Here is a 23,817-nt window from a genome sequence, read left to right as displayed (position 1 = left end):
GATCTTAGGTGTTTAAGATTAGAATAGCACGGCTTATTTATTTTGTATTGAAATCAACTAGCAATTCGGGTAGATTTATAGATATTGGAATAATACAATTAATATCTATGTCTGAAAAATTTAGATTTTTTGGAAAGTCTTTCCGTAATTTTTATTTTATTATTTTTTTCCACTAATGATTTTATATTGATTACTTTTTTGACTTAAATTGCCCAGTTTTCATTTCTTATATTTAATCATTCCTATCTATCAAGGATTTGTACGTTTGATAAGATTTGAAGTGAAAATTTACTCAAAATATAGCTGGACAACTAATGCTTATTTACATTATATAAATAATTTTAAATACAAAAATTTAATGACTACTCTCAAAATATTTGCCCAGATTCTGCCCAGAATTTTAGTTAATAAACTCTGAAGCTTACCATATAACGATTATCATGGCTGTACCATATATTTAAAATATAATCGATACCTTAAATTTGCTCTATCATTTAGACGGTATTATAATTGATGAATTTAACAACATCATTTCTAATAAATTTGGTATGTCCTCTCATTAAATAGATATTTTTATTAATATTCAACTAAGCAATGGTGTTAATTTTTAGTATTAATCAGCTCAATTCATGTATTTTTAGAGTAAAATACACACTGTTTAGTTGAAATCAATTAAAATCAATTGAAATTATTAACATTGAAAATTCAAGGAAACCATGAAATTAAAGCTCTTTGAAATTTATATAAGCGAGTATTTTTGAAAGCAGGTCTTAAGAATGCTAATATAAAAAATATCAGCTTTTGTATAGGATTGAAAATATTTAAATTTCCCCTATCAACTGCATTTATTGTATACCAAATTTGCACATTAGTACCATTAAAAAATGCCAAATCAATCAACTAATATTTTTATATTTACTTTCTTGTTGTTAGTCGTACAGTATTTATTAATCTTTTTGTTTATGAAATCGTTTTCGTGTTATACTGAGACTAGAACGATTGTCAGAAAACATTAATAGTCGCTCAATGAATCGAGCAACATGAATAACCAAAATACAATTGGCTTTTTAAAGAGTCATAAAAAGTATGAACGTCGTATCGCATTATTGCCTCAGGAATTATCTAAATTAACAGACCCAAATTCAATTTATTTAGAAAAGAATTATGGCAGTGATTTAGGAATTTCAGACAGTGATTACACAGTCTTAGGTGCACATATTGTATCTCGAGATATTACGTTAGAACAAGATATTATTTGTGATCCAAAGATTGGTGATGCTGATTTTTTATATCAATTACAGAAACATCAGACTGTTTTTGGATGGCTTCATGCAAAACAAAGTCAATCTATTACAAGTGTACTTGTAGAAACCAAGGTTCGTGCCATTGCTTGGGAAGAAATGTATTTAGATAATCGACACATCTTTTGGCGTAATAATGAACTTGCTGGTGAGGCAGCAATCATGCATGCCTTTCTCCTAACAGGACAAATGCCCTACGATACAAAAGTTGCAGTGATAGGTCGAGGCGATGTTGCTTTCGGCGCAATAAAAATTTTACAAGGGCTTGGTGCCGACATTACGGTATTCAAACATAATCAAGAGGAATTATTAAGTAAATCCCTTAATGAGTATGATGTTATTGTAAATGCTGCTCTTTGGGATGTTAATAGACACGATCATTTGATATCTCTTGATGATTTAGCACAAATGAATGCTGGAACTTTAATTATAGATATTTCTGCTGATGTTGGGGGTGGTATCGAAAGTTCTCATATCACAACAATGAACAAGCCTTTATATAAACTAGACCAAATCAACCACTATGTTATTGATCATACTCCCAGTTTACTTTATAGAACTGCATCTAAAAGTATTTCTCAAGCAATTTCGCCCTTTCTAAATGATCTAATATTTAAAACTGAAAATAAAGTTTTAAATAAAGCAACTATCATAGAAAAAGGGGAAATTATCGATTCAGATATTTTAGATTTTCAATCTAAAAATTATTAACTTTAAACTATTTACAAGATCATAGTTGGTGTTAGTATAGTTTGATGGACAGAATTTGGTAGAATTTCTATAAAGGAAACTAAAAAAATGACTACTAAAAAATATGACTTATCATTTAAAAAGACGCTTGTAGAGTTGTACCAATCAGGACAATCAGTTAAAGAGCTAAGTGAAGATTTTGGCGTTGCTTCTGGTACTTTGTACAAATGGCTTGATTTATATGGAAAAGATACTATTTCTGGTGTTTCTAATGACGAACTCAGACAGCTTAAACGGGAAAATGCCAAGCTTATGGAACAAAATGAAATCCTAAAAAAGCTATTGTCATCTTCACGACAAAGTAGGACCTGAAGGTGACCAAAATTTGATTCAGAACTTAATCACAGGCTTTTCAGTTTCAACAGTGATAGAAACACTTGGTTTATCTCGTTCAACTTACTATGCTCAAATTAATCGTAAGAAGAGTAAAACGCAAGTCGAACAAGAACGATTGGCTTTCCAAATTCATAAGGAATATCAAAACGCTAAAGGGCGATATGGCGCATCTAAAATCCATCAGAAATTAATCCAATCAAGTAACAACTGCTCTCTTAAAAGAGTCCAGCGATTGATGAGAAAGATGGGTTTACAAGCTAATACTCGAAAGAAATGGAAGCCGAAAACACCCGTTAGTTCTGATCGAAAACACTTGTCAAACTTACTTAAACAAGATTTTATAGCAAGCAGACTTAATGAGAAATGGTCAACTGATATTACTTATATTCATACTGTTAAAGATGAGTGGTGCTACCTCTCAAGCATTATGGACTTGTATTCAAAGAAAATTATCGCATGGGACTTCTCAAAGACGATGGAAAAAGAGCTTGTACTTCAGACCATAGAGAAAGTGGCTTATCGAGTAAACGATGGCTTGATTTTACAAACGGACAAGGCAGTCAATATCTTTTGAAAGCCTATGAGGAACGCTTATGTGAGCTTGGGATAGCTCATTCGTACAGTCAGAAAGGGTATCCCTATGATAACGCCAGTATTGAGTCGTTTCATGCTATTTTGAAGAAAGAGGAGGTTTATCAAACAGTTTATCCAGACTTTGAAAGCGCCAAACAAGAACTTTTTCGGTATATTGAAGGCTGGTACAACCAAAATAGGATCCACAGTAGAATCAACTATCTTACACCAAATCAAGTCGAACAGGGGGCTTGATTATTTCAAGAGAAAATTCTACAAAAAAGTGTCCATAAACTTGACTCAAATCCATAGTGATAACATAGAATTTGAAGTAAAAAAAGTACATGATATAAGGAATCACAAAATAATTAGCTGACAAAAATGAATTTACACCTGACACAAATTATTACACAATCATAGAAATTTAAAAACTTCGTTATCATCTGGATAGCATAATAATTTATGAATTTAACAACGTTAAAGCTGACAAATTTGGCATGCCCCCTATTATGAAACAGACTATTTCTATGAATAAAAGGATCTTTTTAGAACAGTCGAAATAGGTAGTTCCTCTAAAATTATTGATACAATAAAAGCCTTAGACTTTAACAGTTCTTTATTTATTTAAAATATATTTGATTAAAAAAGGTGCAATAATCGTTGTCAAAATAATAACTATTACCAGATCTGAGTAGACCGTTTGATTAATAATTGTACTAGTTATTCCTATTTGTGAGACAATAAGTGCCATTTCCCCTCGTGATACCATACCAGCACCTATTAAAAGCGATTCCTCTTTATCTAAATTAAATAACTTTCCTGCATAATATGCTGGGACAAATTTGGTTAGAATAGCTAAAATAGTAAAACAAAGAATAAGCATAGGCGCAGTCAATAAACTTTTTAAATCAATAGATATAGCAATAGAGACAAAGAATACAGGGATAAATATAATATTACCTATTTCAGATATTGCACTTTCTATTTGATCAGATACTTTTGTTTGAGCAATGGCAAGACCAGCGAAAAAACTACCAATAACAGCAGACATACCAACACTATTTGCCAACAGACTTAAACTTAAACAAATCAGTAAAGCAGTTATAACATGCTTTTTAGGTACAGAAAGTTTATTTACTAATTTCCAAAAGTGCGGAATAAACTTGTAAACTAAAAATAAAAAGATGAAAAAAATTATTTCAGACATAAATTGATATAAGAGATTGCCTTCTTGCTTTTTTACACTTGTAAAGACTGATAAAATCAAAATTGCAAGTATATCATCTACTACTGCAGCACCCAAAATAATATTCCCAGCTTTTGTTGATAACTTACCATATTCTTGTAAGACTTGTACTGTTATAGAAACCGAGGTAGCTGAAAATACAATGCCATAAAAGAAGCTGGTAGATATATCATGTCCCAGACCAATTGATACTGCCCCAAAAATTAAAATCGGAATAAACACACCAGTTAAAGCTACAAGTAAGGAGGGTTTTAAATATTTTTTTAATAACTCTATATCACTTTCTAAACCTGCCAAGAACATGAGCAATATCAGACCTACTTCGGATATTACTTCTATAGTGTGGCCTCCAGTTACCCATCCTAAAAGAGATGGTGATAATATCACACCAATAACCATTAAACCAACAACTTCTGGTATTTGTATGCGTCTAGAAATAATGGTAGCAATAAAAGAAAAAGCAAGTATTATCGTTATTTGTAAAATATCATTCATGATTACTATTTTATCATAATCATTGTTTAAAAAGGGAGATGAGAAAAATTTAATACATTTGCGGAGTCTACCCCGCCCATCGGTTCCATTAAATTATATTTAGAGTAAAACTTTTTCGACTGGAGTATCTATTACATGAGACTACAGTTTTCCTTGATAGTGATTGTATAAGATATATTGTTAAACATTTACAAAATTATAACTTTGAGTATGAAACAAATAAATATATGATCCATGAAGTTATAAAAATTTTAGATAAAAAATACAAAATAAAGTTTACCAATTTATATGATGATAAACTTTACTCTGTATTCAATTTTTAATGACTATTCTCAAAACATTTGCCCAGATTTTGCCCAGAATTTTAGTTAATAAACTCTGGAACCTGCTATATAAGGCTTAATGTGACTATATCATATATTTAAAATATAATTTTGCCACCGGTTATCTCCTTTTGTAACAATCATCTCAACCCATTTTATTGATTGGGATGCTATTTTTATTTCATTATCTATCAAGCCAACAAGGTTTTCTTACATATTATCTGCCAAGCCAGACGCTATCTATTTTCATGTCTCACATTAGTTATCTCTGTAAAATAAAAAAGAATAGAGATAGCAATTACTACTAATTATATCACTATATTTGTCTTTTTTCTAAATTATTATTTGATGGTATATATCTTAAAATGCTTCTTTTTACTGCCATCAAAATTTTTCAAACGCTTGTAAGCAAACTCTTCCTGATAGTCTGAAACAATTAGTGCTAAGATAAGCTTGATTTTTACGCATTACACTAATTTGACTTGCAACTGTTTTTTCATCATTTTCATAATGATTCCCCATTGTTGCTAAAATGATTTTTAGCATCTTGTCTTATATCATCTGTTTGGCATCCTGACACAACAAATCAATCTGTGCTTCATATTTCATCATTCATTTCACGGATAATAAAATCTGTTGAGTGCATTGATTATTTCCCTCCATTTCTTTCTAAAAAATATTCAGTAATTAATTCAAATCATTCCTTTTAATATAGTCAGTAATATTTTTTAAATAAAAAAACACAGACGACATTATTAATGTCCCTTGTGCTTTTCATTCCGTTTCTTTTGTCTCAAGTCAAATTGTCTCTGTTTTTCAATTTCTCTCTGATTACGAGATAATTTTTTGTGTTTTAGTTTACCTTGCTCTTGCTGAAGCTTTAATGCTTTTTGCGCTTTTGTACCAACACCAGATTCAATCATCTGCTTTTTAGCTAACTTTTGAAGACGTTTTGGGTTTACTTTCTTTTTATAAAACACCTCATCTTCAATCGGTGGACTAAACCGCAACTCATAGTAATGATCTAAGATATATGAATAAACTTCATAATCCTTAGGCTCACCGCCAAAAGTCACTTTAGCCACTTCAATTTTATTATCGAACCTCTGTTCAAAAACGCCTACCCAAAATGGTGGCTCAAATAAAATTGTAAGTGTGACACTAATTGTATTCAAAATAATACCTCCTAATGTATTACTTGAAGAACGGACAACCTAGGAGGAGGGTTACTTACGATTTAGCGTTCTTGGACTACCAACCAAGATGTGTTTTTATCTTCTAACAAGATTATATCTCATTTAAAAATAATAAACAAACTTATTTCCCCTCTACATACCAAAATTGTTTAGATTCATCAGCCGAAAAAGTTCGATAAGACACTGTAAGTGGTGGTAGTCCTGTCACATTCATTTCTGAAATCAAGACAGATCCATCATCCTTGACTTGTTCCACAAAAACTACATGACCGTATATCTGAGAAATAATCAAATTGTTTATTTGATTTATTTCTTACACAGAACGTCAATCTTTCTATTTTACATCAGCAACCATTCTCTATCCCACTATTTCTTTATATTTTATTTTATGCGGCCAACAGGAATTGACCCCAATAGTTACAGGGAATCTAAAACGTAACTTAGTTAATAGATCTCATCAACCAGACGACAGTCACAAAATAATATGATACGCAACACCTTGTTTTTAATCTCAGTTTATTTAATGATTAAACAGTTTTTAAAACCCTGTTCTAGTCTCGACTGATAAAGTCAGCCTGAACACTAATTTTAATATAGCTAAACAGTTTATGACTTGCTCAGGTCAATCATTTAACAACAATAAAAGACCTGATTTCTCAAGTCCAAATGCTGTCATATAAGTGCTATCCAAAAACGTTTTACATATCCTTTGTATTTATCATCTTCATCATATACTTTATTTTCAAAAATACCATTATTATTGATAATATTTTTTTCAGAAGCGATATTTCCTTCATCACAAGTTAAGAGAACACGATCCAATCCCATTTTTTTTGCTTCTAATAATGTCTTTTTCAAAAGGACTTTTCCATAATCTTTTCTTCTTTTAGAAGGTGCGATTGAATACCCTATATTACCAGCAAAATTTAGTAGATAATCATTTAGCTCTGGTCTTAAATTTGACATGCCTAATATTTTATTGTTACTTTTCTTAACTAAAATATATGCATAAGACGGTACATATTTTTTATCGGGAAGCATTGCGTAACTCACAGACAACTCTATATTATTTAACCACGCTTCGACAGTATTAAAATGTTCCAACATATTTGACCCAGGAACATGATCATCAGGATTATGAAATTCATCTCGATAAGTCAAAATTTCCTTTTCAAATGCCAAACTTGGTTTCGTCAGGTAGACTTCTTCCATAGTACACCCCCCCCTCTATTCTCTAAATTTACTAGATTCTATGACACTGGCAGGTATAAAACAATGAGTGATCCTATTTGACGCCTGCTAAAAAATCAATCATTCTTGCTTCATCTTGTGAAGATAAATAACCAACAAAATTAATGATGACATATGATTCCTCTACCCGTCTAATCTTGAAAGTATCGATCCAAGAAGGCTTATCCAAACCAGAATATGCCCAATCTTTTATCTCAAAATATTTAGATTGGTAATAATCAGACTTTGATCTAAATTGACTTGTAATATTGAAATAACTAATAATCTCATTATCAAATTTCAAAACAAAAGCAGGTCTAGTTTTTGAACCAAATTCCCTGCCCTCGTCATATGCCAAATTAGCAATCATGATACTATGTTCTCTAATATCTTTATTCACTAAAAAATTCCCTTACATCTTCCTTTTTAGATAAATCTAATTTCTGAACTTGAGTATTTTTAAAGGCTAAATCAGTTATCTTCTGCCTATTTTTCACTCATTCCTCATTAAACCAACCAGCAGGATAAGGAATTGTATCCTCACTATTCTTTAAAGATATCGGGACCTCTTGTTCATAAGCAGTCTTAGTAATAAACATTTTTAGCGCAGTAGAAATATCAAGACCTTGACGCTCAAATACTTTTTGAGCCATTTCTTTAATTTTATCATCCACTCTTGTAGAAATCTGTATAGTTGCCATGTCTAATCCTCCTTATCTAGCTACATTATACTATAAATAAGCAAAAAACGTTAGCGAATGTTTTCATTTGTTAGTGATTGAAATTATCTGCTCTAAACTACCTATAAGAAAAGTTGGGAAAATACTTATAAGCAGTTTACAACAGACAAGGATCGTCTATTGTCATTTTCACAGGAAACAAACATACCGAAGTTGGCATTCATTGACAATTGTTTTCCTGACTTATTTTCCTGACTTAATAGAAACAAGCACATTCATGTCGTATAATGTTCAGTTTTCACTTTCTATCTGAAAATTTAAAAGGATTAGCATAGCTGATACCTTTTATTTTATGTTTCATTTATAGTCAATATAATCTCTAGTCTTTCATTTTCAAGACATGGAAAAATCGAACCTATCACCGTTTGTACTTGTTTTAAATGAGGCTGAAATACTTTCATAAGTCAGCTTACATATTACCTATATGAAAAATTTTAGTTATTTTTCGGGCGCCATGCATTCCTTTGTTAGAAAGGGTCACTACATAGACCGAGATTTGTTCGTGGCTCACTTGTTTAAAGGTCTTGTCCACTAAATCTATGCAGTGTTCTGAGATTTCTACAGATCCCTGTGTGCTTACACGGATCAACGGTCATCATCGTTTTGACAACAGCTTTACAATCAGTTATGATAGTAGTGTCTAGGTACCATTACAACTGAATATAAGTCATTATCATAACGATTCTGATTTTTTTTTCAAAGTTCAACTATTCCTCTTTGTACTTCTCATATTTTGTTTTGATTTTTCATTTAAAGCAGAATACGAAAAAGTAAGCATTGGAGATGATGATATTGACTATTTACATAATACTCTAGAAAAGGCTATACAGTTACTAAATGCATTTAATGGTAATGAAGATAAAGAGAGTACCAAATCTATGGACTAATTCATTGCATTACTAAATAAAGATACCCTAAAACTATGCAGTTGCTTTGTTTCAACTATAAAGAAGCAATTGGAATATCTTTAACAGAGGTTTGTTCTAATGCTATAAAAATAAAATTAGGTGGTCTCACAAATAATAAGGTTAACCAAAATAAAAGAGCAGGTAAATAATATAATGTACTACAATACTATTTGCTAATAGATTGTATAGTATAGATTGATGAGGCATAAAATGGAAAATGAAAAGCTAAGTACTGTAATTAACAACATAGAAGAATTCAAAGCAGATAATACTGCTATCGTTAAAAATAATATTAATAAAGAAATATCATTATATAGAAAAACATTACCTAATGAAATTTTGACAGAGGATTTGGATGTTAAAATTCAAAAAGAAGTTGATAAAAAAATATTAGAATTCAATAATGATATTGATTTAAAACCTAAGGCCTTATACTATGCCTTGAAATCTGAGTTGGAACTTGATGAACACATGTCAGAAAAAAAACTAACTATATCAGCATATAATTATTTAGAAAAAAATACTAAAAATAAATTTCTAAAAAAAATATTAAAAGAGTTAATAAAGGAGAGCAAATGATAAATAAAGCCGTTGCAACTTTAGCAATTAAAGTAGGTACAGCTGTTATGAAGTTAATTACAGCTCAAATAATTAAGTACCTGTCCAGCGAAGAATTCAGTAATAGCATAAAAAAATTAATAAAAAATATGGTTGAACAATTAGTAAAATTAGTCATGTCAGAAAAGAAAATGGTCAGTAAGTGATACAGGCAATTAAATGATTAACGAGACAGATTTTAAATTAAGTTAAGCATATAGGATATACTTTATCTATTAAGTATATCTGTCACTTGAAAATATCTAATACATAAAAACCTTACATTAAAAATATGAATTTGCTCCAAATAAAAAAATAGTCAGGTTATTGAAAATTTAAATCACCATATCATCTTGATAGAGTTGTTGATGAATTTCATGATATCATATCAAATAAATTTGCAATTGAGACTTATTATGATCCAGATTATTTTTATGAATTATATTTTTGAACTACTTGAAACCAACCGAAATAATATTAAATGAGAAGTAAAGGGAAATAAAATGAAAAAAATTACAGTTTTGATAATAATCTTACCAGTTTTTTTACTTGCTGGATGCTCTTCTAAAATAAAAGACAACAATAAAAACTCTATAAAATCTGATTCAATTTCCAAGACTGAGGGATCTAAAAAAGAAAATAGCAAATCAGAAAAAGTACCAGTTATTACAACCTTAAACTCTAAGGCTTTCATCAAAAACGATAATAAAGTTGCATATACTCTAGAAGTAACCGAAGTTAAGGACGTAACTGAAAATGCAAAAAATAAACTAATGAATGATACAAACTATCTTAATTTCTATTCAGCCAATCAAGGAAAGCAGGCTGTTAGAGTTACAATAAAGATAACAAATTCAAGCGGAAAAGTTATAAGAGCACCCTATTTAGATGATGTAAAAATTAAAGATGATGCAGGTATAAACAATGTAGGAGGCTGGAAAGATGAGAGGTCCACTACTACTGAGTTCGGTTCATACCAATTAGACAGCGAACTTAAAACAAAAAAAGAAAACTATGAAGTTCAAGATGGTGATACTCAAGTTTTTACATCAACAGTCTTATTAGTAACACCTAGTAAAAAAATTTCTTTTATATTTATTTCAAAATTATTTAATGATAAAGTAAAATTTGATTTACCTATCATGAACTAAATTATTTTTATCAGTAACACTCTTTGGAAAGATTATAATAAAGTAGACACCAAGGTTTGAAACAAGAATCTACTCCAAATATAATGAATACTTTAAATCTACCTTATCATTTAGACGATATTAAAATTAGTGAATTTAACACTACTTCTATAATAAAAAAATAGTTTTGGTCAAAATTTGGTCAACTCTATCATATAAATAAAAAAACTGTACAATATAAATAAATTAAATAATATTTTCTATATTTAAGAATAGTAAAATCAGACTGGAACACTCGCGTATTGTCAGAATGGAACAATCCACTAAGTTTTTCTGTAAATTTTACAAACGTTATGCTGAAAAAGTGATTGAGGGAGTTTGAATACGAAAATTAGCTGCAAATAAAATTAACTTACAAAAATATTTGTAGGTTAATTTCTTTTTATTCATTATTTTAGATTTTTTGTTTTAGCCAGTCTGGAATATTGGGATCATCAAATGACCAAGAGCATTCTATGTTTTCGCTCTCTTCCCAATTATTCTCGTCTCCATCAAAAAATTTCTGACGGTGGCATTTGTATTTAAATACTCGATTTCCTTCAACTCGATATTCATTCCAATAATAGTTTTGTTTACCATAGCCGTTCCACTCATTGGTTGTATAAATTATAGACATAACTTTATTCTTTCTATTTGATTAATATTACTTGGTTAATGGTATAATCACCATCCGTATTTTTAGTTTATATAACTTTATATTCAACAGTATCTTCAAGATGAATAATCTGCAGTCTTTGTTAAAGTAAAGACCAAAGCAATGGATAAAAAGGTAAATAACTCTAAATTATTTTATATAAGCATTAACAAAGGTTTTCCCTTCAGGAATAGGAATTCCGAGACTTTCAGCTTCTGCTTGCTTTTCTACAGAAGGGTGACAGCCTTCAGGGAGAGTTCTATAGTGTTCTCTCACTGAAACATGTTCTTGAATAGGTGAATTATCTGAAATAATACTTAAATCATCAATCGTAGCATTAGTTATGCTACCTGTATCAGTAGAAAATGAAGATTCCTCATTTTCTGGATCTAGATTTATTATTTTAAAAATATAGACTGCTCCGAAACTTGCAGCTACAACTCCAGCAATAATCCAAATTGCTCTTTTATGCCGTTGATAAAAGTTAGTTTTTTTTTCATTATTCATTTTCTACCTCCACAAATTTCTTTATAAAGATATTTTAACATAAAAAAATAAGCTTATCGTTAACTATGGCAAGCTTTTAGTCGTATATTTTGTGTACATTCAATCATCTAATAATTTAACATAATTTTCATAAAACGTACGGCATAGGGATTTCTGAGTAATGTTAAAGTATTCATCATTTCGAGACCAACTATTGAATTGGTTTCATTTAAATCATTTTCAATCAATTGGTTACTATACATTTGTGCAATAAAATAATCCACTAAATCCGAACAAAAATGTTTTTTCTTTAGTTCTGCAAAAATTTCAAAAATTGTTTCCTGGAAATCAGCCCAGTCTTCTAAATCTATTTTTCTTTCATTTTCAGATAAAGCATTAATTTTTGAATAGATTTTCAACTTTGGATTCTTAATATTAGAGAATTCTCCAGCTTGACTGATTATTTTATAATTCACACGAAGATAAATCATAAAGCTCGCTAAATTAATCCAGGATACTAAGGTATTTTCACAACTATTTCTGTAACCATCAAAAATATCGTTGATAAGTTGATTGAATTCTTTAGTCGAGGTGTCAGGAGTTATTTCAAAAAAATTAAGGTGAGCATGATAGGCGCGATAAAATTCCTGATTTTCAACCTTAGTTTTTGGTTTCAAGACAGGATAGATTTTTTTATTTAAATCTAAAATATCAGGATTTTCTTGATTGAAATACTCAGGAAACTCTATATCTGATAAGTCCGATTCGGCAATCCATTCTATTGCAATACCATAATGCTTGGCAATATTCTTTAGTAAATCATAGTCAAAAGCTTTCTTTTGACCACTTCCAACTTTTTCACCACGTTCATACTTTGAAATTGTATTGACGTTAAGATAAAGTGCAGCAGCAAGCTCCTTTTGGGTTTCTCCATATACTTCACGGAGTGCCTTTATATTTTTTCCAATTTTATTAGTATCTAACATTAATTATCTTGTCCTAAGTTATTATGATATCAAGATTATAGCATAATAAAGTTACTTAAAGAACTTTAACCTGGATTTTTTTCTTTCTCCGATACTACGGCTACACCATTTTGTTATCTCTCAGATTTTTGTTCAGTATTTCGGGAAGCTTTATCAACTTTTTGCTTTGCTTATTAGTACATTAACGATCATTTTCTTCATATTTTTCATCTTCTTGAACCCAACGATAGAGACTATTGGCGTGAACATAAAGTTCTTGACTAACTTCTTTAAAAGAGTAACCCTCTTCAAGAATGAGTTTTACTGCGGTGTATTTAAATTGTTTATCGAATTTTCTTCTCGTCCTAATAAACCCTTCAACGATTTTTATTAACTTTGTGTCTAGTTTATTATAACCTTTCCAATAATCATTCGAGCATTTGTCCAGTTTATGGGCGCACTACAATTCAAAGTTTCGGGGGCACAACAGCAGTAGTTTATCGCCTATCAAAAATAATAGGAAAAGAGACACTATCATTCATAGCGTTAAAGAATTGATGAAAGTCCTTATAGCTGACATCAAGGCGCTCAAACGATAATGTGGTCTTTTCTATCACTTTTTTTTCATCTGCTTCTATGCGTGAAGACCTATTGGGTTGTCCTAAAAATTCAACTCTAACGCTATTAGCGCCATTCCCCCACCATAACACATGAATAGCTTTGATCTCTTTTAAGACGATAGCATAAACAATACTGCTATCGTTTATTGGATAATAGCGCAACTCATCCTCATTAACCTGCATCACAAACGGCACCACTTTGTCCGCGTTTTTAGACATCTTTTTAATAAAAACAGCAACTAAAAAAGACAAAACAAATAAAAAGAGAAGGGCTACTACTGTATAGATCACCGCCTTATTTCGACCCATTTGATAAACTACAAGACCACTTACCACAATAATTGCAACAAATATAGCAATGCTATTTACCTTTTTTATCCCGCTTTTATCTTTTTTTAGAGTCAACATTTCCCTAATTCTCCTATCATTTTACTAATCTCACCATTTTTGATTGGATTTTCAAACAGCTATCTGAATATTATACACTAAAATTTTCATAAAAACCACACACTTAGCCTAGTTCAGATAGCCATCTTTTAATATAGAGATTTACTGATTCATAGTTATCAACGTCTTCTGCTTTAATCCATTCCCATTCATCGAACTCTCCAGCATCAATTCTTAAATCTGAGATATCTGCTACTTCCGTAACATACAGATAGACAATTCTTTTATGTTCTTTATTTATAAAATTACAGTCTAGATAGCAGACATTACTGACTTTAAGGTTAGTTTCTTCCTCGCATTCTCTTATTAAGGCTTCTTCTATTCCCTCATTATATTTAACCTTACCAGCAGGTATATTCCAAATTCCAGGCGCTATCTTTGCGTCTGAACTTCTCTTACACAATAAGTACTTGCCATTATGCTTAATTAAAAGCTCCACAGCAAATCGAAAATTCTCATTTTTGGGGTGTGGCGGTATATTATATTGCAGTTCCGATACTAACGAAACTGATGTTTTATGTCTTCTTATATTTGAGTAGGCGTGTTTGTCAAGAAAAAAATCTCTCAGCCTATCAAACATTGCAACTTCGTTTTGTACCAAATCATACTTACTATCATCTATTCCCAAAACTAAAATTTCAAAGTGAGTCAGCCCACCTATTTGATTACCCTTAATCTCTCCATCACTACCTGCTTCTGCATATAAAGGAGTCGTTATAGGCTTACCACACATGATATCCAACCCATGTTTCAAACAAAAGTCGATATATAGTTTATAACTTCGTGGCTCTGTTGAAATAATGACTTTCTTTATATCATTTTCTCTGACTTTCTCCTCTAAAAGTTTTTCATATTCTGGTGGGAGTGACTTGGTATGTCGTACCAGATTATCAAATAGTAGTAAGTCATAGTTGATATTTATTTTCGATAAAATACTTTCTAGACTGTCATGCTCAGTCACTAAATCAACAATAATAACTTTATTGATAAACGCTTCTTTTTCTAGAAACTCTAAATAAATTTTTTTAGCATGCGATCCTAAGCCTATTAATAGACAATTCATAATTCTCTCCTCTTTTAAAATGATGCTCTATAAAAATTGGACAAATAGTATATGCAGCGCTCCCTATAAACATCACAAATACTAAGACGCTTGCTCGCAAGTCAGATCGTATTATCGTACCTTTAAATCACAGCTATCATGACTCATTTAGGTAGTATGTTTTCAAAAATAAATTTCCCTACGCCACCTTCTTGGCAACTGACTGTTTGGTGGTGACTGCTTTGTTTGATATGTTCAGTCGCATTTTCGACAGCAACTGCAACATCCACAACTTCAAACATTGGTAAATCATTTTCGCCATCACCGAATCCAAAACTCGTCACATTAGTATAGTCTTTTAAATAGTTCTGTATCGCACTCCCTTTGCTGCTTAGTGGATGGACAATTTCCAATGTTTTCACAAAAGACGTAAAGACACTTACTAATGGACTTTTTAGCTTTTCTCGAAGCAATTGATGTTTTATATCACTTGCTTCCATTAATTCTACTTTTAAAATAGCTCGGTCAGGATGCTGTGTTAAAAATGCAATCATATCTGTTACATGATAACAGCTCTCTTCAAAATAATTTGTTTTATAGTCCATTAATGAGATGCCTTGCTCTCCCATATAGGTCAAACTTTCACGTAAATCCTGAAGATTTTTATGATATTGCTTAACGGGATGTATCAAGACTTCATGCGTCGTATGGACAAAATATAGGATGTTCTCTGCATCTAAGATAGGCAGTATCACCTTTAATGTGTCAATAGAAAGACAGTTTTGATAAGTTGCTGGTTGTCCAACTTTTTTTAGTCCAGCACCATTGGCAAAGATTGCATCACACGCTAAACCTGAAGCTTCTTGCAATTCTTCAACCATTTCCAATCCTCGACCTGTCACAAAAACGAATTTATCCTGATGTTTTTGTAACGCTTTGATAGCAGCAACGTTTATTTGCGGTACATCAGCGCCTAAGTCTTGAAAAGTTCCGTCAATATCTGAAAATATTATATTCATCGTTTTTCCTTTTTTACATAAGATAATCAAATTATATCATAAATCGACAAGGAATAGGTCTGCCATTACTGAAGTCTAAAAATCAAAGACTACTGTAGTGAACATTAATTACATTAATAGAAATCCCCCACTGATTTCTTATATTTCCTCAATCTATACTTGTTTTCAAACGCCATTTTGCCTTTAAATTAAAAGTTTATAGGTTAATTTTACTTTAGTTATTATAAAATAGGTGACATACTGTTTAAATAGCGATGAGATAACGATGTAAATATACTTAACGACGTTAACCAAAAAAGAGGGTAGCAATGGCTATCAAAAAGAGATGTTCAATAGAAAAAGAAAAAATAAAGTACTAAATTCTGAATGCTAGTATTAAGATCATTAATAAAGATGGGTTTGATAACTTATCAATAAGGAAAATTGCAGATTTAATTGGCTATTCTCCTACAACTATCTATATCTATATCTATATCTATATCTATATCTATATCTATTATCAGAAAAAGGCCCAAATAGCTACGGATATTTGCAGTTAAATATGCATAGGCCTTTTGAGTACAAAATAAAGTCCATCATTCACTGATAGACTTTAATCTATATTTAACCTATTTTTTCTTACGTTTTTCTGCCTTTATCAATTTCAATGCACGTTTACGTGTCTTGATATTCGCACTTTTTAAACGACGATATGCACTAGATAAATCAGTTCGCTCCATATTATACCTCACTATAGCCAAGCCGTTTTACCAGCTTGCTTTTTTTACACCTGGAATCTTGCCTTCATGTGCTAATCTTCTAAAATTGATTCTAGACATGCCAAATTTTCGCATATAGGCTCTTGGTCTGCCATCCAAATTATCTCTTAGTCTCATTCTATTTGGATTAGCATCTCTAGGAAGATTTCGCAGTGCTTCATAATCACCTATTTCTTTTAACTCTCTCCTACGTTCTGCATATTGTTCAACAAGTTTTTTTTGCTTCTCAAATTTTGCGATCTTGGATTTTTTAGCCAACATATTCTCCTATCTTTTTCGATAATTAGTTTACCAGTTAAGTATATATCGTTTTGCAAATAAAGTCAACTGGTTAACTATATACATTACTTATGGAATTTGATTCAAAGCAGTTCTTAACTTACTGCATTACCTACTTTTTTATTTTTTTAATTATCAAACTAACAAAAAAAATCAAGCAGTCAATACTTGATTTCAAAAGATAAATTTTAGCGGTCACATCATATGAAAGCTCAGTATGCCTATCTGAATCCTGTTTATCATAGGCTAAACGTGTTAGTTATATCTTATACAGGTCCTGATAGAGAGTCATTAATTAATATCACTGGTAATCTTTTTAGGTACTATTTTTTCTCCCCCTTTTGGCACACTAAGTAAATATTCTTGTATTAATGTGATCACTTCACTGTTCTCAGGTAAACTAGAATGCTCCGCATCACTGCCAGAAACAGTGATTTGTGTATAGGTTTTTACTTGATTTTGAAAAATATACTTCCCAGCTGTCACACTTTGGACTGGTACGACGCCATCATCGGTATAATCTTCTGTACCTGCTACTGAGTAAACCGATAGACTATTTGGTAAATTATTTTTACTCTCCATATAGTCTTTAAGCATAACTGTGGGACGTGTTTGAGAAGCTTCTGAGAAATTATAAGGTGTCCCTAAAGTCATCAATACTGACATATGAAATTGGTCTTCACTGTAATCATTTTCTAAATAACCCGTCCAAATCAGCCCCCCATTTGAGTGACCAATGGCTTGGAAATTTCGAAAGTGATAGCGCGCTTGTAAACTATTCATGGCGATATTTAGCCAGTTATATTGTTTTTTAATATTACTATAGCCATCATTGTTATTTTGAAAACCAATGATAATAAATGGTTGCTGATCATTGGCGCGAATACGACCCGAATAGGTGAGATGACCATCTGTATTGACCTGAACTTTTAGGACGCTATGCTTAGTCCCCTTACTATTTAGTGTAGAAATTAAACTATCAAAACGGTCAATCGTCGCACTTGATCCAGGAATAAAAATAATTGGTTTGAGATGTGAATTTTGAATTTTTGCTTGCTTATTATTGGTACTTATAACCCATTCACGGCCAAAATAGCCACTGACAATCATGAGTAGGAGACTTAAAACGATAATGATTTTATTTTTCATAGATAGTCTCACTGTTCTGTATCTTAATAAATGGCATATAGATGATGACTGATAAGCCGAAAATAATAGCAACAACAAGTAAAGACCAGCCGTCATTACTGCCTAAAAAGGCTAATAAAAGATTAGGCATGCCACTCGGCGTCACCAAAGTAGCCGGTTTAATCAAATGCGTCATAATTGCTATATACCCAATTAAAGTCCCCACTACACTTGTTGCGAGCATCGGCACTAACATAAGCGGCCGTAAAAAGATGGGTAAGCCAAAGTAAAGTAATTGGTTTTGATTAAAAAGACTTGGAACAAGTGATAGCAAACCTAGGTTTTGACGCTTCTTTGAAACTGCGAATAATAATAAAAAACTCAGCACTACTGTATTGCCGATACCACCAAATTGAGAAAACGCATGATAGACACTATACAAGTTAGTCGGATAAGGTAAGCTACCATTTTCATTTTTTATGACGACATTTAAATTTTTAACGACTGCAGGAATATTAATTTGATCCGTCACTAGCTCTCTGGGTATCGAAATACCTAACCAAAAAAATAGAGGTATCAAGCAACTAATGAGTAGTAGTCCAAGAAAACTAGTCCAAAATACATGAGCGGTTAAACTGCTCATAGCCTGATAAATGAAGGTACTGGGTGACACCATTTGTAAGCCTATATTAACACCTAAAATGATGCCGGCCCATAATAGAAAACGCATTGCAAAAGGTTGTACATTAGGTCGACTCACTTTTTTTTGATAATGTACAAAACTCTCGCTGCTCAATGTTACGATGATAACAAGTAATAAATATTGCGTGCTATCATAACTGAGCAGTTTATCTTTACCTAGTAATAAAAAAAATGTACCCAAAAAATTAGTGATAATTGGTAATGTTGTTTGAAAAACATGACGTGAAGAGAGATACGTCCCTGTATATATTGCTGAAAATAACATTAAAACTAAAAGATCAAGCAGTAAAGACAGGTCTTGCAACTGCATTAACATCGGAACCTTTATTGAGAGATGAAATAGTCTAATAAAAAATGCATCCGGCTTTAAAAATAAGTTGATGATTAATTGTAAATAAACACTAATGGTAAGTAAGGGTAGGGTTTGTTGCATTGCTGTAAAAATAGCGTTAAAAGCAGGTAATTTTAAGACACCCTGATCCCATTTTACAGTACGCTCAATTATTTTATTGATCATATTACTCCAAATCTAACTATCTGATTATTTATAGGTGCACAATGACGCTAGCATCTTATGTATCGTAAGAGATGCATTATGATACAATTATACATTAATATACGCTATCAGAATCATTTAAAAGACCAAACTAGCTAATTTTTTTAACATCAGTCTACCATTTTATAAGACTGTTATGAGTTACCTGTTTATTCTTTTGTGGTACGTCCTTAGTTTCCAGTAGTTTTATCGTCATCTTTTTCATACAAAATAAAATCCACCAACAGGTATGTTGATGGCGTTTATTTTTTTACTTAGTATCGCTTTCTAAAACTAAGGTGTCCCTTCAAAAGTGCCAGTAAAACCTTTGCTATTTTATTAGGTCTCTCTTCTTTGATTGGTAACTTATCTGATGCGATGGCATACGTTTGAGTAATGATATGAGCATATTGGTCATAGGTTAATGATACAAATGCCAAGCCAACATATAGATTTTCCTTTCCTGGCCTAACTCTTCTAACAACACTTTCAAGCTGATAACCATTTATGTCAAGTAGCACTTTTTGTCCTAGTTTTATGTCAGATTGCTCACTGTGATCGATCACCACTCCAGCACCTAATTCATTCCAATCAGTCATGGTACATACATCAATTAACTGACCACTTTCATCAAGCACTCGCGCCTTTTCGGAGCTTACAAATCTTTCCGATTTTCTAAAGCGTGGTCTTTCAAAAGGAACAAGAACCGCAAAAATTAAAATAAAAACATTATACATTAACCAAAACACATTGATATAGAGCGCTGCTTTTCCTGAAGCAAACGGTAACACATCAAAAATAATTAATAATGATTTAGCTAAGGCAAGGACAGATAAAGTAAGTAAGATTAACAGTGGCAAGGACAAGCGCCAATTATAATACTTTTTACTTGTATTATAGCCCTTGTTAGTGACTGAAAACCCTTTTTTACTCTTTAATACTGCCTCACTAATCACAGCATAACTGATGAATGGCGCCATAACAGTTTCATAAATATTTGTTAACAAAATACTTTGGGTCCCTTGACTCACGCGATTAAAAGCAAGTTGTGAAGCAAGAAATGATGGGAACCAAAAAATCAGAATACCACTAAGTGTCGCATTTAAACTATAAAACCCTAAAAGCACAAACCATAGTGGCGCAAGCATGAAAATCATTTTATAGATGCCTGAAAACCAATAATGAATCCCATCCATATATAAAAACTTTTGAACTTTAGTTAAGCCTTTAACTTTTAATGGGGACCATTTTCTGGCTACTTGAATATTCCCCCTTGACCAACGATCTCTTTGTTTGATTAAATCCGCAAAATTTTCCGGAGCTAAACCACTTGCCAAATTTTTGTTAACAAATCTGGTTTCCCATCCCTTAGCTTGAATAAACATGCCGGTAGCTAAATCTTCTGTTATGACCCCTGTCGAGAATCCCCCAATACTTTCAATCGCCGTTCTTCTAAAAACGGCATTTGAGCCAATATACATGACTGAATTATAGATATCTTTTTGGTTTTCAATACGACGCATGAAAAAATCTTGATCATTATTAAGGTTGTTCTCAGAAAATAAATTAAATTGATAGGGATCACTATTAAAAAATGTTTGTGGGGCCTGTATGAAGCCCATCTTGGGATTCTCAAAATAGCCTATCGTTTTTTCTAAAAAGTCTACCCTAGGAATCATATCCGCATCCAAAGTGACAATTAACTCGCCTTTGCTTTTAGTCAACCCATGGTTTAAATTACCGGCTTTTGCATGTGCATTGTCATCTCTTCTAATGTAGTTAACCTGTAATTCCTCAGCAAGTAAGGCAATCTCTTCTCTATCTCCATCATCCAGAATATAGACTTGTACTTTTTGCAAATCAGGATAGCTAATTTTACTTGACGCAACAATCGTTCTTTTTAATATGGCAGCAGACTCATTATAGGTTGCAATAAATATATCTACAGTCGGATAATTAGGGGAAAGTGCGACTAATTCTTTTTCTTCTTTTGTATTTTTTTGCCAAAATAAAAAATAAAAGAGAAGTGATAAAATAAAAGAGCCTATCTCGGCTATTAATAGTGCTAGACCTAAGAGCATACTGATAATCGAGCTATCGGGTAGCGTATAAAAAGCACGCCACAGAATGTAAATTGACATGCTTATGATATATAAACTAATCAATATTTTCCTAAAAATCAACTGTTTTTTTGATAGAAAGTAGATGACAATTAACGTAACATTTAACGCTAAAATATAATATAAATAATTTTCCAATTTTTTCCCTTTACTCGTTCACTTTAGTGCATGATGTCACTATTAATCTGTTGACATATCCTTTTATAGTAGTTAATCACTAACCACTACTCGGTTTCTTCCGGCTTCTTTTGCTTTATATAGTGCTTCATCAGCACGCAACATAAAGTTGTCAACATCTGAAAAAGTGCTGACATGCGTCACACCTATTGAAATAGTGACCTCTTTTATTTCTTCATGTGATAATAGTGTATTAATTTTTATTTTTTGGACTGTCAGTCTAATTTTTTCTAACCTGTTTTCAACTTCATGAAACTCAGTTTGTTCGAAAGTAAAGGCAAACTCTTCTCCACCAATGCGATAACAATTAATTTTATCCGTTTCGAAAGATAAAAAAACCTTACCTACTTCTAATAACATTAAATCCCCGACCAGATGATTAAATGAATCATTGAACAGTTTAAAATAATCAATATCCAAAATAGCGAGAGAAAAGACTTTTTCTTTTTTCACTAGCATGTCGATTTTATTTTGGAACTCACTCCGATTTTTCATTTTTGTCAAATAATCATGACTAGATTGTTTTTGCATCCTTCTGATATCATTAATCATAAAGTAAAAAATAAAGATCATGATCGTACTGATGAGATATAAAAATATATAAATATGTATATCTTTCAATGGATTATGAAGGATAATGACATTCAAAAAATTTCCAATAGCTAAACAACAATAATTCAAAATCAATAGTTGAATGATGTCACTTTTTATTTTACTTACAAAAACCTTTAATAACGGTAGCATAATGACTAACATTAAACTATAGATGATCGCGATAGAAATATGATGATCTACCCCCCAGAATAATCTGACAAACATCAATGATGTCGCACTTATCACACTAACCTTGGCGCCAAAATATTTCACTGTAAATGCGAGTAAAAGGAAACGTAAATCATATCTTGCACCGCCAATCACAATCGCAAAATATAATAAAAGTGTGCCCACTATCGTCACAAAAACTGAATTGATAACTGTTTCATTCGCTTTAAAAAAAGAATGAAACTTGCCATAATTCGCATAATAACTTAAATAACCATAAAGAGAAACTAATAAAATGCTCATATTGGCCAAAATACTAATAAACATCTAACTCATCCTATCTATAAAACAATGACATCTTTTAAAAAATCATTTTCCATCAGTCGTTACTAGGTCACGCTTGCCTTCACCAAATAAAAAGCCTTGTTGCAAGTTTATGCCCTTATCTAGTAAAAGTGAAGAAAAAGGTTGACACTCTATCCCTTCAACAATAAAGGCTTTGTTAAAGTCTTTTGCCAATTGAAACCAGGCATCAATAAACAATAGTAACGTTTCTTCTTTTAATTTTTTAAAGGGTAATATGGTAAATTTTATACTGGATATCTGTTCAATATGCGCAATGACAAAGTCGATATCATTAACGCCATTACCAACATCATCTATGACAAAATCATACCCAAATCTAGCCAATTCAGCATATACTGACTCAAATCTTTGGCAAATATTAGATGTCATCGGGTCTTTATGTTCAGTTAACTCTATTTTAATCCTGTTTGAAAAAGGGGTTAGCTTGTTAAAAAAATCAAAAATTGCGGGTTCTTCCCACTGTTTTGGATGAATATTAATTGCCAAATATATCGTTCCATTTTCTTTTAATATATCATTTATTTTTTCAGCATACCAGGCCATAAACAACTTGTGTTTTTCAGGTACAACTAATAGGTCATTAAATGCCTGATTCGGAAACCGATCATTTTCATAAGATCGAAGTAATACCTCATATTCCACAATATCTACTGATTTATCCTTTTTTATTTCTATTATTGGCTGAAATATAAGATAAAATAATTCATTATAGTTGTCCATCAACATCTCCTACTTCATATTTAATTGCGTCATGTTAAAGTGATTAATTGATAACCACGTCATAATAAAGTACCTTGATCAGTCATCTAGACTGCCAGATGACTTTATGACGCTCAAAATGATCCCGCTAGCGCGTTATTTTAATTCACTATTATCTATTATACCAATTTAA

The 23,817-nt window shown here is 31.5% G+C and carries 27 protein-coding genes and 3 pseudogenes; 9 read left to right on the top strand and 21 right to left on the bottom strand.

All coding sequences use genetic code 11. The features are described 5' to 3' along the window. Positions 1–1,040: 1,040 nt before the first annotated feature. From RU86_RS00950 to RU86_RS12455, 4 genes are all read left to right on the top strand, one after another. Positions 1,041–2,012 carry a N(5)-(carboxyethyl)ornithine synthase gene (locus tag RU86_RS00950; protein WP_096813605.1) on the top strand — a complete coding sequence of 324 codons (972 nt, stop codon included), beginning with the start codon at positions 1,041–1,043 and terminating at the stop codon, positions 2,010–2,012. A gap of 87 nt (positions 2,013–2,099) precedes the next feature. Beyond that, a complete protein-coding gene (locus RU86_RS00945) occupies positions 2,100–2,363 on the top strand; it encodes a transposase (RefSeq protein WP_096813604.1) in 264 nt (87 codons plus the stop codon). A 13-nt stretch (positions 2,364–2,376) separates the two neighbouring features. Beyond that, positions 2,377–2,961 carry an IS3 family transposase gene (locus RU86_RS00940; protein WP_096813603.1) on the top strand — a complete coding sequence of 195 codons (585 nt, stop codon included), beginning with the start codon at positions 2,377–2,379 and terminating at the stop codon, positions 2,959–2,961. After that, entirely contained in the window at positions 2,844–3,215 is a 372-nt protein-coding gene (locus RU86_RS12455; protein WP_096813602.1) for an integrase core domain-containing protein, read from the top strand. The genes RU86_RS00940 and RU86_RS12455 overlap by 118 nt, the downstream gene beginning before the upstream one ends. Before the next feature lie 361 nt (positions 3,216–3,576). Here the strand turns inward: RU86_RS12455 and RU86_RS00930 are convergent, their stop codons facing one another. The 7 genes and pseudogenes from RU86_RS00930 to RU86_RS00905 all read right to left on the bottom strand — a co-directional run bounded on the left by RU86_RS00930 (position 3,577) and on the right by RU86_RS00905 (position 8,151). Further along, on the bottom strand, positions 3,577–4,701 hold the full coding sequence (locus tag RU86_RS00930; protein ID WP_047915134.1) for a cation:proton antiporter: 1,125 nt from the start codon (positions 4,699–4,701) through the stop codon (positions 3,577–3,579). A gap of 707 nt (positions 4,702–5,408) precedes the next feature. Next, complete coding sequence (locus RU86_RS11975) at positions 5,409–5,570, bottom strand: hypothetical protein (RefSeq protein ID WP_179296161.1); 162 nt, start codon at positions 5,568–5,570, stop codon at positions 5,409–5,411. Between the two features lie 209 nt (positions 5,571–5,779). Continuing rightward, positions 5,780–6,199 (bottom strand): YjdF family protein, encoded by a 420-nt coding sequence (locus RU86_RS00925; protein WP_096813601.1) that lies wholly within the window; start codon positions 6,197–6,199, stop codon positions 5,780–5,782. A gap of 142 nt (positions 6,200–6,341) precedes the next feature. Then, positions 6,342–6,494 (bottom strand): annotated as a pseudogene (locus tag RU86_RS00920) (phage tail tip lysozyme); the annotation flags it as partial. A gap of 398 nt (positions 6,495–6,892) precedes the next feature. Continuing rightward, on the bottom strand, positions 6,893–7,432 hold the full coding sequence (locus RU86_RS00915) for a GNAT family N-acetyltransferase (protein WP_096813600.1): 540 nt from the start codon (positions 7,430–7,432) through the stop codon (positions 6,893–6,895). Positions 7,433–7,505: 73 nt separating this feature from the next. Next, entirely contained in the window at positions 7,506–7,850 is a 345-nt protein-coding gene (locus tag RU86_RS00910; protein WP_096813599.1) for a putative type II toxin-antitoxin system PemK/MazF family toxin, read from the bottom strand. A gap of 97 nt (positions 7,851–7,947) precedes the next feature. Beyond that, positions 7,948–8,151, bottom strand: coding sequence for a type II toxin-antitoxin system RelB/DinJ family antitoxin (locus tag RU86_RS00905; RefSeq protein WP_245810448.1), 204 nt, complete (start codon positions 8,149–8,151; stop codon positions 7,948–7,950). Between the two features lie 785 nt (positions 8,152–8,936). On the opposite strand from RU86_RS00905, the pseudogene RU86_RS12285 reads away from it, so the two are divergent. The 4 genes and pseudogenes from RU86_RS12285 to RU86_RS00890 form a co-directional block, all read left to right on the top strand. After that, positions 8,937–9,247: pseudogene (locus RU86_RS12285) on the top strand (hypothetical protein); the annotation flags it as partial. Positions 9,248–9,308: 61 nt separating this feature from the next. Further along, on the top strand, positions 9,309–9,677 hold the full coding sequence (locus RU86_RS00900) for a hypothetical protein (protein WP_096813598.1): 369 nt from the start codon (positions 9,309–9,311) through the stop codon (positions 9,675–9,677). After that, positions 9,674–9,862 carry a hypothetical protein gene (locus RU86_RS00895; protein WP_245810447.1) on the top strand — a complete coding sequence of 63 codons (189 nt, stop codon included), beginning with the start codon at positions 9,674–9,676 and terminating at the stop codon, positions 9,860–9,862. The genes RU86_RS00900 and RU86_RS00895 overlap by 4 nt, the downstream gene beginning before the upstream one ends. A 336-nt stretch (positions 9,863–10,198) precedes the next feature. Further along, complete coding sequence (locus RU86_RS00890; RefSeq protein ID WP_096813597.1) at positions 10,199–10,846, top strand: hypothetical protein; 648 nt, start codon at positions 10,199–10,201, stop codon at positions 10,844–10,846. A 433-nt stretch (positions 10,847–11,279) separates the two neighbouring features. Here RU86_RS00890 and RU86_RS00885 read toward each other — a convergent pair whose 3' ends face one another. From RU86_RS00885 to RU86_RS00855, 7 genes and pseudogenes are all read right to left on the bottom strand, one after another. Next, positions 11,280–11,501 (bottom strand): hypothetical protein, encoded by a 222-nt coding sequence (locus RU86_RS00885; protein ID WP_096813596.1) that lies wholly within the window; start codon positions 11,499–11,501, stop codon positions 11,280–11,282. 168 nt (positions 11,502–11,669) lie between these two features. Further along, positions 11,670–12,026: a hypothetical protein gene (locus RU86_RS00880; RefSeq protein ID WP_096813595.1), complete on the bottom strand. Its 357-nt coding sequence runs from the start codon at positions 12,024–12,026 to the stop codon at positions 11,670–11,672. Positions 12,027–12,133: 107 nt separating this feature from the next. Continuing rightward, positions 12,134–12,991 (bottom strand): helix-turn-helix domain-containing protein, encoded by an 858-nt coding sequence (locus RU86_RS00875; RefSeq protein WP_096813594.1) that lies wholly within the window; start codon positions 12,989–12,991, stop codon positions 12,134–12,136. Between the two features lie 190 nt (positions 12,992–13,181). Beyond that, positions 13,182–13,355 (bottom strand): annotated as a pseudogene (locus RU86_RS00870) (transposase); the annotation flags it as partial. A 112-nt stretch (positions 13,356–13,467) separates the two neighbouring features. Further along, positions 13,468–13,998: a hypothetical protein gene (locus RU86_RS00865; RefSeq protein WP_096813593.1), complete on the bottom strand. Its 531-nt coding sequence runs from the start codon at positions 13,996–13,998 to the stop codon at positions 13,468–13,470. Positions 13,999–14,101: 103 nt separating this feature from the next. Continuing rightward, a complete protein-coding gene (locus RU86_RS00860) occupies positions 14,102–15,100 on the bottom strand; it encodes an NUDIX domain-containing protein (protein ID WP_096813592.1) in 999 nt (332 codons plus the stop codon). Between the two features lie 143 nt (positions 15,101–15,243). After that, positions 15,244–16,098 (bottom strand): HAD-IIB family hydrolase, encoded by an 855-nt coding sequence (locus tag RU86_RS00855; protein ID WP_096813591.1) that lies wholly within the window; start codon positions 16,096–16,098, stop codon positions 15,244–15,246. A gap of 359 nt (positions 16,099–16,457) precedes the next feature. On the opposite strand from RU86_RS00855, the gene RU86_RS12450 reads away from it, so the two are divergent. Next, positions 16,458–16,637, top strand: a complete 180-nt coding sequence (locus RU86_RS12450) for a TetR family transcriptional regulator (protein WP_096813614.1) — start codon at positions 16,458–16,460, stop codon at positions 16,635–16,637. 69 nt (positions 16,638–16,706) lie between these two features. Here the strand turns inward: RU86_RS12450 and RU86_RS00845 are convergent, their stop codons facing one another. The 7 genes from RU86_RS00845 to RU86_RS00815 form a co-directional block, all read right to left on the bottom strand. After that, positions 16,707–16,817 (bottom strand): putative metal homeostasis protein, encoded by a 111-nt coding sequence (locus tag RU86_RS00845; protein ID WP_096813590.1) that lies wholly within the window; start codon positions 16,815–16,817, stop codon positions 16,707–16,709. A 27-nt stretch (positions 16,818–16,844) separates the two neighbouring features. Beyond that, positions 16,845–17,114 carry a 30S ribosomal protein S14 gene (rpsN, locus tag RU86_RS00840; RefSeq protein WP_096813613.1) on the bottom strand — a complete coding sequence of 90 codons (270 nt, stop codon included), beginning with the start codon at positions 17,112–17,114 and terminating at the stop codon, positions 16,845–16,847. A 312-nt stretch (positions 17,115–17,426) separates the two neighbouring features. Then, entirely contained in the window at positions 17,427–18,284 is an 858-nt protein-coding gene (locus RU86_RS00835) for an alpha/beta hydrolase (RefSeq protein ID WP_096813589.1), read from the bottom strand. Continuing rightward, complete coding sequence (locus tag RU86_RS00830; RefSeq protein ID WP_096813588.1) at positions 18,274–19,482, bottom strand: PTS sugar transporter subunit IIC; 1,209 nt, start codon at positions 19,480–19,482, stop codon at positions 18,274–18,276. The genes RU86_RS00835 and RU86_RS00830 overlap by 11 nt, the downstream gene beginning before the upstream one ends. A 293-nt stretch (positions 19,483–19,775) precedes the next feature. Continuing rightward, positions 19,776–21,665: a glycosyltransferase family 2 protein gene (locus RU86_RS00825; protein ID WP_245810446.1), complete on the bottom strand. Its 1,890-nt coding sequence runs from the start codon at positions 21,663–21,665 to the stop codon at positions 19,776–19,778. A gap of 165 nt (positions 21,666–21,830) precedes the next feature. Next, on the bottom strand, positions 21,831–22,886 hold the full coding sequence (locus RU86_RS00820; RefSeq protein WP_096813586.1) for a GGDEF domain-containing protein: 1,056 nt from the start codon (positions 22,884–22,886) through the stop codon (positions 21,831–21,833). A 42-nt stretch (positions 22,887–22,928) separates the two neighbouring features. Then, entirely contained in the window at positions 22,929–23,645 is a 717-nt protein-coding gene (locus RU86_RS00815) for an EAL domain-containing protein (RefSeq protein ID WP_096813585.1), read from the bottom strand. Positions 23,646–23,817: the final 172 nt, after the last annotated feature.

Source organism: Pseudolactococcus piscium, from assembly GCF_002441695.1.
Lineage (GTDB): Bacteria > Bacillota > Bacilli > Lactobacillales > Streptococcaceae > Pseudolactococcus > Pseudolactococcus piscium.
This window is presented reverse-complemented; position numbering and strand designations above follow the sequence as displayed.

Bases quoted from the DNA above. Each gene is read 5' to 3' on its own strand.
- RU86_RS00835 (WP_096813589.1), bottom strand. From the start codon at position 18,284: ATGAAAAATAAAATCATTATCGTTTTAAGTCTCCTACTCATGATTGTC.
- RU86_RS11975 (WP_179296161.1), bottom strand. From the start codon at position 5,570: ATGCTAAAAATCATTTTAGCAACAATGGGGAATCATTATGAAAATGAT.
- RU86_RS00820 (WP_096813586.1), bottom strand. From the start codon at position 22,886: ATGTTTATTAGTATTTTGGCCAATATGAGCATTTTATTAGTTTCTCTT.
- RU86_RS00830 (WP_096813588.1), bottom strand. From the start codon at position 19,482: ATGATCAATAAAATAATTGAGCGTACTGTAAAATGGGATCAGGGTGTC.
- RU86_RS00900 (WP_096813598.1), top strand. From the start codon at position 9,309: ATGGAAAATGAAAAGCTAAGTACTGTAATTAACAACATAGAAGAATTC.
- RU86_RS00845 (WP_096813590.1), bottom strand. From the start codon at position 16,817: ATGGAGCGAACTGATTTATCTAGTGCATATCGTCGTTTAAAAAGTGCG.
- RU86_RS00905 (WP_245810448.1), bottom strand. From the start codon at position 8,151: ATGGCAACTATACAGATTTCTACAAGAGTGGATGATAAAATTAAAGAA.
- RU86_RS00855 (WP_096813591.1), bottom strand. From the start codon at position 16,098: ATGAATATAATATTTTCAGATATTGACGGAACTTTTCAAGACTTAGGC.
- RU86_RS00930 (WP_047915134.1), bottom strand. From the start codon at position 4,701: ATGAATGATATTTTACAAATAACGATAATACTTGCTTTTTCTTTTATT.
- RU86_RS00950 (WP_096813605.1), top strand. From the start codon at position 1,041: ATGAATAACCAAAATACAATTGGCTTTTTAAAGAGTCATAAAAAGTAT.
- RU86_RS00875 (WP_096813594.1), bottom strand. From the start codon at position 12,991: ATGTTAGATACTAATAAAATTGGAAAAAATATAAAGGCACTCCGTGAA.
- RU86_RS00890 (WP_096813597.1), top strand. From the start codon at position 10,199: ATGAAAAAAATTACAGTTTTGATAATAATCTTACCAGTTTTTTTACTT.
- RU86_RS00860 (WP_096813592.1), bottom strand. From the start codon at position 15,100: ATGAATTGTCTATTAATAGGCTTAGGATCGCATGCTAAAAAAATTTAT.
- RU86_RS12455 (WP_096813602.1), top strand. From the start codon at position 2,844: ATGGGACTTCTCAAAGACGATGGAAAAAGAGCTTGTACTTCAGACCAT.
- RU86_RS00945 (WP_096813604.1), top strand. From the start codon at position 2,100: ATGACTACTAAAAAATATGACTTATCATTTAAAAAGACGCTTGTAGAG.
- RU86_RS00880 (WP_096813595.1), bottom strand. From the start codon at position 12,026: ATGAATAATGAAAAAAAAACTAACTTTTATCAACGGCATAAAAGAGCA.
- RU86_RS00865 (WP_096813593.1), bottom strand. From the start codon at position 13,998: ATGTTGACTCTAAAAAAAGATAAAAGCGGGATAAAAAAGGTAAATAGC.
- RU86_RS00815 (WP_096813585.1), bottom strand. From the start codon at position 23,645: ATGGACAACTATAATGAATTATTTTATCTTATATTTCAGCCAATAATA.
- RU86_RS00915 (WP_096813600.1), bottom strand. From the start codon at position 7,432: ATGGAAGAAGTCTACCTGACGAAACCAAGTTTGGCATTTGAAAAGGAA.
- RU86_RS00895 (WP_245810447.1), top strand. From the start codon at position 9,674: ATGATAAATAAAGCCGTTGCAACTTTAGCAATTAAAGTAGGTACAGCT.
- RU86_RS00885 (WP_096813596.1), bottom strand. From the start codon at position 11,501: ATGTCTATAATTTATACAACCAATGAGTGGAACGGCTATGGTAAACAA.